The organism is Sporosarcina jiandibaonis, assembly GCF_013184495.1.
Taxonomy (GTDB): domain Bacteria; phylum Bacillota; class Bacilli; order Bacillales_A; family Planococcaceae; genus Sporosarcina; species Sporosarcina jiandibaonis.
The window spans coordinates 246821-260127 of record NZ_JAAOIY010000003.1; the positions used below are offsets into that span (position 1 = coordinate 246821).

Here is a 13307-nt window from a genome sequence, read left to right on the forward strand (position 1 = left end):
GGTAGGTGTCCGACTGAGTTTTCAGCGGACATCTACCTTTTCACTTGGAAAAAGCCCTCATTTTTTCAATGACAATAAGAAACGGGGGATTGTTTAGTCTGTTGAGTTGTTCGTATTTTATGACCTGAACATCTGCTTGATGAAGGGTACGAACATAGTTTAGTAGAGCATCCCGTTCATCAGAACCGCCTTCATGGCCGTCATAAACAGCTATTGAAATAACGCCCCCGACTTTTAGTTTGTTGAGTAATTTATGTAGCGCTTTAATTGTAGAATCAGGTTTTGTAACGATAGATATATCTTCACTATGCGGCAAATAACCTAAATTGAACATAGCGCCGCCAATTTCATCAGTAACGTATTGATCGACGTTTTCATGGCTATCCAAAATGAGAGATACCCGGCTAGTTAATTCGCCTAGTCGCTTTGCTGTTGAATCTAATGCAGCTTGTTGAATATCGAAAGCGTAGACATGTCCTTGTTCGCCGACATGTTCAGCTAAAAATAGCGTATCGTTTCCATTGCCGGCTGTGGCATCGACTGCGATTTCACCCGGATTTACGGTTTCCGCAAGCAACTGCTTTGCCATGGGAAGTACGCGAAGAAGTTTCATAGGAATTTTACTGCTCCTTTATAGTGTTTTCCTTGCCAGCTATTTCGTCTTTCCAGTTCCTTATCAATTCCGTTTAATACTTCCCATTTCGTAACGCTCCACATCGGGCCGATCATCAGTTCAATCGGGCCGTCGCCGGTAATGCGATGAACAATCATTTCAGGAGGGAGTATTTCTAGTTGGTCTGCGACAAGATTGATGTATTCATCTTTTTCTAGAAATTCCAGTACGCCTTTTTCGTATTGTTTCACCATCGGCGTACCTTTTAATAGATGCAGCAAATGGATTTTGATGCCTTGGACATCGAGTTTAGCGACTTCGCATGCCGTTTCCATCATCATGTCATAGTCTTCCATTGGAAGTCCGTTAATAATATGCGTGCACACGCGGATTCCGTGCTTGCGAAGTTTTTCAACTCCTTCGACATAAGTAGCATAATCATGGGCTCTGTTCACAAGGTTTGCAGTTTTTTCATGGACGGTTTGCAAGCCGAGTTCAACCCATAAGTAAGTGCGTTCGTTTAATTCTGCTAAATATTCGACGACATCATCGGGAAGGCAGTCTGGACGGGTCGCGATGGATATGCCTACAACGCCTTCTTGCGCTAGTGCTGCTTCGAATTTCTCTTTTAGTTTTGGAAGCGGGGCATGGGTATTCGTATAAGCTTGGAAATAGGCCATCGGTTTGCCGTCTCTCCATTTTCTGTGCATGCGTTCCTTGATTTCAGCAAACTGCACATCGATTGGATCGACTCGGTCACCTGCAAAGTCGCCGGATCCTGCGACGCTGCAAAATGTGCACCCCCCGAAAGCAACAGTGCCGTCTCGGTTTGGACAATCAAATCCCGCATCAAGCGCAACTTTAAATACTTTGAAACCAAATTCATCTTTTAAATGCCTGGACCATGTATAATACCGTTTTCCTTCTGTAGGGAACGGAAGCGTTGAAGAATCCATATTTTTGTTCACTCCTTATACTAAAATTATACCATGTTTAGAATAGCGTATTCTTCAAAAGATAAATAGTATTACTGATTGTCGATTAAGCGCATAAAGAATATTGGGTTTTGAGAGGGGGCAAACTAATGCCTAGAGCAGTTTGGCTATTAATCATCGGGATGCTGGTCAACGTGACGGGGAACTCGTTTTTGTGGCCGCTTAATACAATTTACATACATGATTATTTAGGGAAATCGCTTACGGTTGCCGGTATTGTTTTAATGTTGAATTCGGGTGCAGGCGTTTTTGGAAATCTGCTTGGCGGTTTTTTATTCGACCGGATTGGCGGCTATAAATCGATTATTGGCGGCATCGTCATTTCACTAATCGCTTTAGTTTGTCTTGTTTTCTGGCATGATTGGCCGCAATATGTTGTTTTTTTAACAGTTCTCGGATTTAGCGGCGGAATTGTTTTCCCGAGTATGTATGCGATGGTAGGCACGGTTTGGCCTGGAGCGGGGCGGAAAGCGTTCAATGCGATATATCTTTCTCAAAATCTCGGTGTGGCGATTGGTCCGGCGCTTGCCGGGTTAGTGGCATCTGTCAATATTAATTATATTTTTTCTGCGAACTTATTTTTTTATGTCGTTTTTTTCTTCATTGCTTATTTTGGTTATAAAAAGATGACGATCGAGCCCACTCAGCATACGAATGTTGTGATGCAAAGGAAAAAGATACGTCAGAAAGCACCTTTTTATGCGCTTTTAATCATAACGGGCGGGTATTTGCTGACATGGCTTATCTATTCCCAATGGTCAACGACGATTTCGACGCATGCATTAGACCTGGGAATAACGTTAAAACAATATAGTTTCATTTGGACGTTAAATGGGTTGCTCATTGTGCTTGGACAACCTTTGATCAAACCGATTATTAAACGGCTTGAACATCAACTTAAAGCGCAAATGTTGATAGGTATCGGGATATTCATTATTTCTTTTATCGTTGTCGGTTATGCGGGTTCGTTTAAAATGTTCATCATTTCTATGGCGATTTTAACTTTTGGAGAGATGTTTGTTTGGCCGGCGATTCCGACTATCGCCAACCATCTTGCACCGAAAGGTCGTGAAGGTTTCTATCAAGGAATCGTCAACTCGGCGGCAACAATCGGTCGTATGATCGGCCCATTGGCGGGTGGAATTCTAGTTGATTTATACGGAATGCATATTATGTTAATCATATTGACAGCTCTTACAAGTTTATCGATTTTCACGACGTTGTTTTATGATAGACCGATTAAAAGAGCTGAATATAAACCAGAAAATCCATGATCTCGGATTTTCTGGTTTTTTATTTTAGAAACAACGTTTTTTGAAACGTATTGCCAAGAATACAACAAACAGTTATGACAAATACTAATAAAAAGCGAGCGTTTTCAACGATTTACTTATTAAAAATAGCTCCCTTTCATTGCAAGATTACGTAAACTTTGATTTAATTAAATAGATAGAACGTTTATAACTACTAATAGATTCAAAGGGGGATGCATGATGAAACCAATTTATTCATCTGCGAAGGAAGCGGTTGCAGACATTCAAGATGGCGCTACGATTATGGTCGGTGGATTCGGGCTTGTAGGAATTCCTGAGCAACTTATATTAGCGCTCGTTGAAAAAGGGGTCAAGGACTTGACGGTTATTTCGAATAACTGCGGAGTCGATGAATGGGGTCTTGGATTACTATTAAAAGATAAACAAATTAAAAAAATGATTGGCTCATATGTTGGAGAAAACAAGGAGTTCGAACGCCAAGTGTTATCAGGCGAAATCGAAGTAGAATTGACTCCTCAGGGTACGCTTGCGGAAAAAATTCGGGCAGGCGGTGCGGGGATTCCGGCATTCTTTACGCCAGCGGGTGTTGGAACGACTGTCGCGGAAGGAAAAGAAATCCGTGAATTTTACGGGAAAGACTATGTTCTTGAAGAAGCACTGCGCGCGGACTTTTCATTGATTCGCGCAGCAAAGGCTGATAAATTCGGAAATCTCATTTATAACAAAACGGCTCAAAACTTTAATCCGATGATGGCTACAGCAGGCGCTGTCACAATTGCGGAAGTCGAAGAAATTGTCGAAACGGGCGATTTGGATCCGCAGACAATTCATACGCCGAGCATTTACGTGCAAGGGCTACTGCAAGCGGACCAGGAAAAACGCATCGAGCGACTAACGACTCGGTAAACGACGGAAAGGGGATTGTTTAAAATGGGGAAAGTTAACTATAGAGAACGAATCGCAAGACGCGCTGAAAAAGAAATTAATGACGGCGACTACGTCAACTTAGGAATCGGTATGCCGACATTAGTCGCAAACTATATTTCTGAAGACAAAACGGTCGTCCTTCAATCTGAAAATGGACTGCTTGGAATTGGACCGTATCCGACAGAAGATGAAGTCGATCCTGATCTGATCAATGCCGGAAAAGAAACCGTCACGTCCATCCCGGGTTCTGCATATTTTACAAGTGCCGAATCATTTGCGATGATTCGCGGCGGTCATGTTGACGTTGCGATCCTTGGTGCGATGGAAGTTTCTGAAAAAGGCGACTTGGCAAACTGGATGATACCCGGAAAGATGATTAAAGGAATGGGGGGTGCAATGGATTTGGTTCACGGCGCCAAGAAAATCATCGTTATCATGGATCATGTGGCAAGGGACGGTTCCGCGAAAATTAAAAAAGAGTGCGAACTTCCGCTTACAGGTAAACAAGTTGTCCATAAAATTATTACAGAACGCGCAGCGATTGATATCACGCCAGACGGTCTTGAATTAAGAGAAGTTTTCGAAGGATTTACGATTCAAGACGTCATCGATTCAACAGAAGCACCGCTAATTGTGAAAAATGTTATTGAAAATGTAAAATAATAGTTGTTTAATTTACTTTATTCGGGTAAGCTAGAACCAATAGTAACGGCATTGAAGAGGAGCAGTAGTCTTTTTATATCACAACTAGAGAGTCGGCGGTTGGTGCAAGTCGATAAGTGATATAGCTAGGTGAACTCGCCTCGGAGCCAGTAGGAGCGAAAAGAAGTAGCTCTTACCGTTATCCGCGTTAAGGAAACAAGTTGGACGGTTATCCGTCAATTTGGGTGGCACCGCGGGAGTTTGTAAACAAATCTCGTCCCTTATCTTTTTAAGGGACGGGATTTTTTTATTTTTAAGGAGGAAGTTGGAATGACTTACAATCATAGTCAAATTGAAAAGAAGTGGCAAAACTATTGGCAAGAAAACAAGACATATAAACTGGTCGATGATCCATCCAAAGAGAAGTTTTACTGTCTAGACATGTTCCCATATCCGTCAGGGGCAGGACTTCATGTCGGACACCCGCTCGGGTATATCGCGACGGATATTTTAAGCTCTTTTAAACGGATGCAAGGTTATAACGTTCTCCATCCAATGGGGTGGGATGCGTTTGGCTTGCCTGCTGAGCAATATGCTATCGACACTGGGAATGACCCGGCTGAATTTACCGCGAAAAATATCGCGACTTTTAAACGCCAGATGAATGATTTAGGATTCTCGTATGATTGGGACCGCGAAATCAATACGACAGATCCATCTTATTATAAATGGACGCAGTGGATTTTTATCCAACTTTATAACAAAGGATTAGCTTATGTTGATGAAGTCGATGTGAACTGGTGTCCGGCACTCGGGACAGTTCTTGCGAATGAAGAAATCGTTGACGGCTTGTCCGAACGGGGAGGACATCCGGTTGAGCGACGCCCGATGCGTCAATGGGTGTTGCGCATCACGGAATATGCTGACCGTTTGTTAGAAGACTTGGACGATCTCGATTGGCCGGAAAGCTTGAAAGATATGCAGCGCAATTGGATCGGCCGTTCTGAAGGCGCGCAACTGAAGTTTGAAATTGACGGCACTGATTTATCTTTCGAAGCATTCACGACGCGTCCGGATACGATCTTCGGGGCAACATACGCGGTACTTGCGCCAGAACATAAATTGGTGAAACAAATTACAACCGATGAACAACAAGAAGCGGTTACTAATTATTTGAATGAAGTCAAACTAAAAAGCGATTTAGAACGCACAGACCTTGCGGATGAAAAAACAGGCGTATTTACAGGCGCTTATGCAATAAACCCTGCAAGCGGCGAGAAAATGCCGATATGGATTGCGGACTACGTTCTCGCTTCATACGGAACGGGCGCGATTATGGCAGTACCTGCGCATGATGAACGCGACTATGAGTTTGCTGAAAAATTCGATCTGCCAATTATTGAAGTTGTCGCTGGCGGCGATATTTCAAAAGAAGCGTATATCGGTGATGGAAAACATATTAATTCCGGGTTCTTGGACGGACTTGATAAAGATGAAGCGATTGAAAAAGCAATTGCATGGTTTGTAGAGCAAGGAAAAGGCGAGAAGAAAATTTCATATCGATTACGCGACTGGCTATTTTCAAGACAACGTTATTGGGGCGAGCCGATTCCAATTATTCATTGGGAAGACGGCACGATGACTGCGCTTGACGAATCTGAATTGCCATTGACGCTTCCGGTTACAGATAATATCAAACCGAGCGGAACAGGTGAATCGCCACTTGCGAATATCGAAGAGTGGATAAACGTAGTCGACCCGGAAACTGGCATGAAAGGTCGCCGCGAAACAAATACGATGCCGCAATGGGCTGGAAGTTGTTGGTATTACCTACGCTACATCGATCCGCATAATGATGAAATGATCATCGATCCAGAACTCGCAAAACGTTGGTTGCCAGTAGATATTTATGTGGGCGGCGCGGAACATGCCGTACTTCACTTATTGTACGCGCGTTTTTGGCATAAAGTCCTTTATGATATCGGTGTAGTTGAAACGAAAGAGCCTTTCCAAAAGTTGTTCAACCAAGGAATGATCTTAGGCGAAGGCAATGAAAAAATGTCAAAATCAATTGGAAATGTTATTAATCCTGATGATATTGTTCATTCACACGGTGCCGACTCCTTGCGACTTTATGAAATGTTCATGGGACCGCTAGATGCGTCGAAAGCATGGAATACGAATGGACTTGACGGATCACGAAGATTCCTGGATCGGATTTGGCGTTTGTATGTAGGTGAGGATGGTTCATTAGGCGAGAAAATTGGTGGAGAGTCTGCTGGTCCGCTTGAAAAAGTGTATCATCAAACCGTGAAAAAAGTGACCGATGATTTTGAAGCGATGCATAATAACACGGCAATTTCTCAACTGATGGTGTTTATCAACGAGTGCTATAAAGCAGAGTCAGTTCCAACTGAGTATGCAGAAGGCTTTGTTAAATTGATATCGCCGATCGTTCCGCATCTTGCAGAAGAACTTTGGGAGAAGCTTGGGCACAACGATACGATTACGTACGAACCATGGCCAACGTATGACGAGTCGAAACTTGTCGATGACACAGTAGAAATCGCTGTTCAGATTAACGGAAAAGTTCGTGCTAGAATCGTCGTTGCGAAAGACAGCACGAAAGAAGAGCTTGAAGAAATGGCTCTACAAGACGAAAAAGTACAGGAGTTCCTTGATGGTAAAGAAATAAAGAAAATAATTGGTATTCCGGGCAGATTGGTGAATATTGTCGCTCCGTAAATAAAAAATCCGTGAAAGAGTATCATACTCCTTCACGGATTTTTCTAATTGCTAGACCATTAAATTCCAGCCGCATACTCCCCAGCATTCATCCCAGCAATCCTACCTGTAACCAACGCCGATGTAATATTATATCCACCCGTATAACCGTGAATATCCAAAATTTCTCCACAGAAGTACAAGCCGCTTTTCTTACGTGACGCCATCGTTTTCGGAACGATTTCTTTCACTGAAACACCGCCGCCTGTGACAAATGCTTTTTCCAATGGTTGCGTGCCGTTGACCGTCATCGTGAAAGCTTTCAGTAGCTTAGCGAGCGCACGTAGTTTATCGGCGGACATTGTCGCTCCAATATCGGACTCTGCGATGCCGGCGCGGTCGAATAAAAAGAATAACCATCGTTCTGGAACAATTCCTTTCAATGAATTATTCACTTGTTTTTTCGGATCTTCTTTTACTGTCGTATTCAATAGTTGAAACACTTGCTCTTCATTCATCGACGGCATGGAGTCGATTTTCATTTCAACGGGAACATTTCCATTTTTCATACGTTCTTTAACTACAAACTGACTGCATCGTAAAATGGCAGGTCCGCTCAATCCGAAATGGGTGAATAGCATGTCCATTTGATGAGTGACTAATGTTTTGCCTTTCCCATTTAATACGGAAACCGCCACATCACGGAGCGCGAGACCTTGCAATTCTTTCGCTACGATAAAGGGTTCATTCGATAATAATGGGACTTCGGTTGGAAATAATTTTGTAATCGTATGGCCAGCTTTTTCTGCCCATGGATACCCATCTCCCGTGCTCCCGGTTTGGGGTACTGCTTTACCGCCAACAGCAAGCACGACAGCTTTGGTCCGGATTTCCTCACCCGTTGTCAACCGGACACCAAGGATTTTTTCATCATTCATTAATAACTTTTCAACACGGGTTTCAAGCCGTATTTCTACATTTAACCGATCCATTTCCGTCAGCATTGCATTTACTACATCGCGGGCTTTATTGGAAACGGGAAACATGCGTCCGTGATCTTCTTCTTTTAAGGCAACGCCTAGTCCTTCGAAAAAATTAATAATATCTTCATTATTGAATACGGAAAACGGTCCATATAAAAATCGACCATTGCCTGGAATATTTTTAATGATTTCTTCTTGAGGCAATCGATTCGTCACATTACAGCGACCGCCTCCGGAAATGGCGAGTTTGTTGCCAGGTTTCTTTCCTTTTTCAAGCAGAAGAACTTTTCGACCGTTTTCTGCAGCAGCGATGGAAGCCATTAAACCTGAAGGCCCAGCACCGACTATTATAACGTCATACATATATAGACCACGCTTTCGTTTTTCCTCCATTATACACATATCGCGGTTATTCGTTGTTAAATACGATATTGGGGGGTAAACTATTAAGAGTAGATTTAAGATAGAATGGAAGGATTAAAACTATGTCGTCAAAACTTGTCAAAGGTACTGCCATTTTAACCATAGGGCTCTTTCTTTCCAAAGCGCTCGGGCTTTTATATTTAATACCTCTTTACGCAATTGTCGGGAAGGAAAGCATGGTGTTATACCAATATGCATATATCCCGTACAATATCGCACTTTCGATCGCGATATCAGGTGCACCGCTTGCTGTTTCAAGATTTGTAGCAAGATATAACGCGCTTGGAGATTATGCAACGGGAAGAAAGTTGATGAAATCCGGAATGCTTGTGATGACGATTTCGGGAATCTTGGCGTTTCTTACGTTATTTCTCTTAGCTGAACCGATTGCTCACCTCGTCATTCGAGATGATGACCAAATATTTACCATTGCACAAATTACGTCTGTCATTCGATGGGTAAGCTTTGCATTGCTCGTAGTTCCGTTAATGAGTATCGTTCGCGGGTTTTTACAAGGGTATAACAAAATGGAACCGACAGCTTTCTCACAATTAATCGAACAAATCGTTCGTATTATCGCCGTCCTAGTTGGTGCCTTTATCGTCGTCAACTTTATGCATGAATCGCCAGAAAAAGCGATTAATTTCGCGGTTTTCGCAGCATTTATCGGAGGTCTTGCAGGTCTTGGCGTTCTTTATTGGTATTGGAGAAAGTATAAAGCGGATTTTGATTATTTATTGGATAACAGTGTAAAACCTGAAGAAGAAACTTCATTTTTAAAAATGTACAAAGAATTATTCGCTTACTTACTGCCATTTGTTTTGGTCGGCATCATCAATCCTTTATATCAATTCGTTGATATGGTTACGTTCCATGATGCGATGAAAGCGATCGGCCGTTCAACAGTGTCGGATGTATATTTGGGCATTTTGAATTTAATGACACATAAATTCGTGATGATTCCGGTCATGATTGCCACTGGCTTTTCAATGGCGCTGATTCCTGTGTTGACCACGTATTATACGCAAAAAGATCAAAAGGGCATCACACGCTCGCTTGACCAAACGTATCAAATTATGATGTTCTTGACGATTCCGCTAGTTATCGGACTTATGGTTCTTTCAAATGAATTTTATCTATTGCTATATGAACGAGACGCCGTGGGTGCGAAAATACTTGCGAGCTATGCGCCGGTCGCCATTCTTTTTGGATTGTTCACAGTAACAGCCGCAATCCTGCAAGGAATCGATCGACATAAATGGATTATCTTCAACTCGTTGGTCGGACTTCTTGTTAAATTAATGATTAACATTCCGCTTATTAAATTATTTGAAACGAATGGCGCCATCTTAGCAACTGCTATCGGCTATGCGATTGCTGTAGGTTTAAATATCGCGATTATAACAAAAGCTCTTCAATACCGTTCCCGAATGGTCTTCAGAAGAATCATTCTGATCGGGATTTTGAACTTGGTGATGTTTGTTGCTGTGTACTTCACACTAAAAGGTTTAACAGCATTCAGCTTAGTCGATGGTAAAATGCATGCGCTCTTGTACATCCTGATATGTACTTTTGTCGGCGGTGCCATTTACGGTTATTTATCATTGAAAACAGGTCTAGCGCAAAAATTGTTCGGAGAACGCATCACAAGGTTTACAGATAAGTTAGGGTTTTAGGAGGAATAAAATGCGTTTAGATAAATTATTATCAAATATGGGATACGGATCACGAAAAGAAGTGCGTCAGTTGCAGAAAAAAGGGGCTGTTCGCGTCAATGGTGAAACGGAAAAAAAGCCCGGAGTAAACATAGATACTGAAAACGATTTGGTGACTGTTATGGGAGAACCCGTTGTCTATCGAAAATATATTTACATTATGATGAACAAACCGCAGGATGTCCTTTCGGCGACGGAAGACGGTCATGCGAGAACTGTGGTAGACTTGCTAGATGCAGAGTTCCGTCACTTTAAACCGTTTCCGGTAGGTCGCCTTGATAAAGATACGGAAGGTTTTTTACTTCTATCGAATGACGGGAAATTGGCTCATAACTTACTGTCGCCTAAAAAGGAAGTTCCAAAAACATATTTCGCAAAAGTTTCAGGGGTCGTGACTGAAGCGGACATTGAAAGTTTCGCCGCGGGAGTGACGCTTGACGATGGTTATGAAACAAAACCAGGCAAGCTGAAAATAATAAGATCAGGCGAAACATCTGAAATTGAACTGACGATTACAGAAGGTAAATTTCATCAAGTGAAAAGAATGTTTGAGACCGTTGGAAAGAAGGTTGTCTATTTAAAACGACTATCCATGGGCCCTCTACAGCTTGATGAAACATTACCGCTAGGCGCATATCGGGAATTAACGGAAGAAGAGGTAGAGCTATTGCAGTCAACAACAGAAGCATAAGAAAAAGGCCGTTCGCATTTGCGTATCGGCCTTTTTCATTTAGTAAATAACTTCTCTAGAAGTGGTCGTCCATTTTCCTCGAACAGGACTTGTGATGAGGTCGTTATATTTTAAAACATTTAAATCCCTCTGTGCCGTTCTAGAAGTGATATCAAATTCATCAACTATGTTTTGTGTCGTCACTGTACCGTTTTCACGTACATACAGATAGACATCTTTTACTCGGGTAAGCATACGATCAGTTGTTGTATTCAAGTGTGTAACACTCCTTTGTCATCATACTCCAAAAGCCAATGGTCATGGTCATGAGATTTGTGAATGTTGCCCTGTTGAAATCGTTTCTGAGCCGCACTTCCTTCCCGTAGTTAGTCATCTGGTTAGTTGAACTGTTCAGGTAATACCAGTATACCCTAAATTACAACGAATTGCACGACAATTCTATGAAATGGAAGGATTAACACATTGTGCTTTATTTTAGTGCGCAAACATGTAAAAATAGAAGAGGAGCTAGAATATAATTATAATTGAGTAGAAGTTAAGAAACCGAAAGAAGGAATTAACTAAATGATTTATTTTATTGATGGACACTTTACGCGACGTGATGAACTTAGAATATCAATTGACGACAGAGGTTACTATTTTGGAGATGGCGTTTACGAAGTGATTAAAGTTTACAATGATGAGTTATTTACATTGAAAGAGCACTTCCAGAGATTGTTTGCGAGTGCGGCAAAAATAAAAATGACAATTCCTTTTTCTGAACAACAGCTTATCGACGTAGCCAAAGAATTAATAAAAGTAAATAAAATTTCGAATGGCCATATTTATATGCAAGTAACACGCGGGTCTTCACCGAGAACACATCATTTTCCAGATCCAGCGGTGTCAGCTGTTGTTACAGCCTATGCAGTGGAAGCGGAAAGACCTGTGGAAGACATGGAAAACGGAGTAGCGGTCAAGTCGGTTGATGATATTCGTTGGTTGCGCTGCGATATAAAAAGTTTGAATCTGCTCGGAAGTGTATTAGCGAAACAAGAAGCGCGTGAAGCGGGCTGTCCAGAAGCGATTCTCCACCGAGACGGAGTCGTGACAGAAGGCTCTTCGACAAATATGTTCGGAATAAAAGATGGAGTCGTCTATACGCATCCCGTTTCTAATTTAATATTAGAAGGCATAACCCGCCACGTCGTTCTAGATTTATGCAAGGACCTTGAAATTCCGGTGGTGGAAGAGGCGTTTACACTCGATGAAGCTTTTGAAATGGATGAGTTCTTTTACACATCGACAACTGCAGAAGTGATGCCGGTTACAGCCATTGATGGAATTGCAATAGGGAATGGCAAACGTGGAAGACTCACGAAAAAGTTGCAAGATGCATTTTCCGCGAAAATACCTAGTCCGTTGAAAGGGTCAATTTAAGCTAATAAATAACTTTTGGGGGAGAGATAATGAACGAATTTATTTTTCATAATATGAAGTTGAACTGGTTAAATGGGGGACTTAACTTTTTGGACGGCGGAACGATGTTTGGTCCGGTTCCAAAAGTCCTGTGGTCGCGCAGGTATGACGTAGATGAAAACAATTTGATTGAATTACGGACTGATCCAATTCTACTTCAATATGAGGATAAGAATATTTTGATAGATACTGGGTTAGGAAATGGGAAACTCAATGATAAAATGAAGCGAAACCTTGGTGTTATTGATGAATCCCGTGTGGAGGAAAACCTGACTGAGTTTGGCCTGACACCGGCCGATATCGATATTATACTAATGACGCATTTACATAACGACCATGCTGCAGGGCTGACAAAATGGGAAAACGAACAGCTGGTTTCTGTATTTCCGAATGCAGTCATCTACACTTCTCAAATAGAATGGGATGAAATGCGTGACCCGAATATTCGGTCTAGAAACACCTATTGGAAGGAAAATTGGGAACCTGTCCAGGATCAAGTGGAGACGTTTGAAAATAGCCTGAGTGTACTTCCTGGAATTGAAATGATTCATACAGGGGGGCATAGCAACGGTCATTCTGTTATCAAATTAACGCAAAATGATGAGACGATTCTTCATATGGGTGATTTAATGCCGACACATGCGCATAGCAATCCACTCTGGGTACTCGCGTATGATGATTATCCAATGGATTCGATTTATGCAAAAGAAAAACTCATGAAAGAAGCGCTTGAAGGGAATTATTGGTTTAGTTTTTACCATGACGCGGTTTACAGGCTTGTGAAATGGGACGAGTCAGGCAAGAAAATAGTCGAATGCGTAAAGAAGTCTAAATTTCATGATTAATGAACAAAAAAACCGTT

General features: G+C 41.9%; 12 protein-coding genes and 1 other annotated feature. Of the genes, 8 read left to right on the plus strand and 4 right to left on the minus strand.

Annotated features, from left to right (window positions below):
- Nucleotides 1–40 precede the first annotated feature (40 nt).
- Complete coding sequence (mnmM, locus tag G8782_RS10990) at nucleotides 41–613, minus strand: tRNA 5-(aminomethyl)-2-thiouridylate-methyltransferase MnmM (RefSeq protein WP_172371033.1); 573 nt, start codon at nucleotides 611–613, stop codon at nucleotides 41–43.
- Nucleotides 610–1569 (minus strand): tRNA modification radical SAM protein MnmL/YtqA, encoded by a 960-nt coding sequence (gene mnmL, locus G8782_RS10995; RefSeq protein ID WP_172371035.1) that lies wholly within the window; start codon nucleotides 1567–1569, stop codon nucleotides 610–612. Before mnmL ends, mnmM begins: the two co-directional genes overlap by 4 nt.
- A 128-nt stretch (nucleotides 1570–1697) precedes the next feature.
- Between mnmL and G8782_RS11000 the strand changes: the two genes are divergently transcribed.
- The 4 genes from G8782_RS11000 (at nucleotide 1698) to leuS (ending at nucleotide 7196) form a co-directional block, all read left to right on the plus strand.
- Nucleotides 1698–2882 carry an MDR family MFS transporter gene (locus G8782_RS11000; RefSeq protein ID WP_172371036.1) on the plus strand — a complete coding sequence of 395 codons (1185 nt, stop codon included), beginning with the start codon at nucleotides 1698–1700 and terminating at the stop codon, nucleotides 2880–2882.
- A gap of 219 nt (nucleotides 2883–3101) precedes the next feature.
- Nucleotides 3102–3788, plus strand: coding sequence for a CoA transferase subunit A (locus tag G8782_RS11005; protein ID WP_172371038.1), 687 nt, complete (start codon nucleotides 3102–3104; stop codon nucleotides 3786–3788).
- Nucleotides 3789–3812: 24 nt separating this feature from the next.
- Nucleotides 3813–4472, plus strand: coding sequence for a 3-oxoacid CoA-transferase subunit B (locus G8782_RS11010; RefSeq protein WP_172371040.1), 660 nt, complete (start codon nucleotides 3813–3815; stop codon nucleotides 4470–4472).
- Between the two features lie 42 nt (nucleotides 4473–4514).
- Nucleotides 4515–4736, plus strand: a binding site (T-box leader).
- 45 nt (nucleotides 4737–4781) lie between these two features.
- Nucleotides 4782–7196 (plus strand): leucine--tRNA ligase, encoded by a 2415-nt coding sequence (gene leuS, locus G8782_RS11015; RefSeq protein ID WP_172371042.1) that lies wholly within the window; start codon nucleotides 4782–4784, stop codon nucleotides 7194–7196.
- Between the two features lie 59 nt (nucleotides 7197–7255).
- Here the strand turns inward: leuS and G8782_RS11020 are convergent, their stop codons facing one another.
- Complete coding sequence (locus G8782_RS11020; protein ID WP_172371044.1) at nucleotides 7256–8521, minus strand: BaiN/RdsA family NAD(P)/FAD-dependent oxidoreductase; 1266 nt, start codon at nucleotides 8519–8521, stop codon at nucleotides 7256–7258.
- Between the two features lie 122 nt (nucleotides 8522–8643).
- On the opposite strand from G8782_RS11020, the gene G8782_RS11025 reads away from it, so the two are divergent.
- Both G8782_RS11025 and G8782_RS11030 read left to right on the plus strand, forming a co-directional pair.
- Nucleotides 8644–10257, plus strand: a complete 1614-nt coding sequence (locus tag G8782_RS11025; protein ID WP_172371046.1) for a putative polysaccharide biosynthesis protein — start codon at nucleotides 8644–8646, stop codon at nucleotides 10255–10257.
- A gap of 10 nt (nucleotides 10258–10267) precedes the next feature.
- Nucleotides 10268–10987 carry a pseudouridine synthase gene (locus G8782_RS11030; RefSeq protein ID WP_172371048.1) on the plus strand — a complete coding sequence of 240 codons (720 nt, stop codon included), beginning with the start codon at nucleotides 10268–10270 and terminating at the stop codon, nucleotides 10985–10987.
- A 39-nt stretch (nucleotides 10988–11026) separates the two neighbouring features.
- Here the strand turns inward: G8782_RS11030 and G8782_RS11035 are convergent, their stop codons facing one another.
- A complete protein-coding gene (locus G8782_RS11035; protein ID WP_172371050.1) occupies nucleotides 11027–11242 on the minus strand; it encodes a DeoR family transcriptional regulator in 216 nt (71 codons plus the stop codon).
- Nucleotides 11243–11551: 309 nt separating this feature from the next.
- Between G8782_RS11035 and dat the strand changes: the two genes are divergently transcribed.
- A complete protein-coding gene (gene dat, locus G8782_RS11040) occupies nucleotides 11552–12406 on the plus strand; it encodes a D-amino-acid transaminase (protein WP_172371052.1) in 855 nt (284 codons plus the stop codon).
- 29 nt (nucleotides 12407–12435) lie between these two features.
- The gene (locus G8782_RS11045; protein ID WP_172371054.1) at nucleotides 12436–13290 is read left to right on the plus strand and encodes a YtnP family quorum-quenching lactonase; all 855 of its coding nucleotides are present in this window, start codon (nucleotides 12436–12438) and stop codon (nucleotides 13288–13290) included.
- Nucleotides 13291–13307 lie beyond the last annotated feature (17 nt).

What these genes read in the sequence shown, in the direction of transcription:
- mnmM (WP_172371033.1), bottom strand. Translation starts at nt 613, where the DNA reads ATGAAACTTCTTCGCGTACTTCCCATGGCAAAGCAGTTGCTTGCGGAA.
- mnmL (WP_172371035.1), bottom strand. Translation starts at nt 1,569, where the DNA reads ATGGATTCTTCAACGCTTCCGTTCCCTACAGAAGGAAAACGGTATTAT.
- G8782_RS11000 (WP_172371036.1), top strand. Translation starts at nt 1,698, where the DNA reads ATGCCTAGAGCAGTTTGGCTATTAATCATCGGGATGCTGGTCAACGTG.
- G8782_RS11005 (WP_172371038.1), top strand. Translation starts at nt 3,102, where the DNA reads ATGAAACCAATTTATTCATCTGCGAAGGAAGCGGTTGCAGACATTCAA.
- G8782_RS11010 (WP_172371040.1), top strand. Translation starts at nt 3,813, where the DNA reads ATGGGGAAAGTTAACTATAGAGAACGAATCGCAAGACGCGCTGAAAAA.
- leuS (WP_172371042.1), top strand. Translation starts at nt 4,782, where the DNA reads ATGACTTACAATCATAGTCAAATTGAAAAGAAGTGGCAAAACTATTGG.
- G8782_RS11020 (WP_172371044.1), bottom strand. Translation starts at nt 8,521, where the DNA reads ATGTATGACGTTATAATAGTCGGTGCTGGGCCTTCAGGTTTAATGGCT.
- G8782_RS11025 (WP_172371046.1), top strand. Translation starts at nt 8,644, where the DNA reads ATGTCGTCAAAACTTGTCAAAGGTACTGCCATTTTAACCATAGGGCTC.
- G8782_RS11030 (WP_172371048.1), top strand. Translation starts at nt 10,268, where the DNA reads ATGCGTTTAGATAAATTATTATCAAATATGGGATACGGATCACGAAAA.
- dat (WP_172371052.1), top strand. Translation starts at nt 11,552, where the DNA reads ATGATTTATTTTATTGATGGACACTTTACGCGACGTGATGAACTTAGA.
- G8782_RS11045 (WP_172371054.1), top strand. Translation starts at nt 12,436, where the DNA reads ATGAACGAATTTATTTTTCATAATATGAAGTTGAACTGGTTAAATGGG.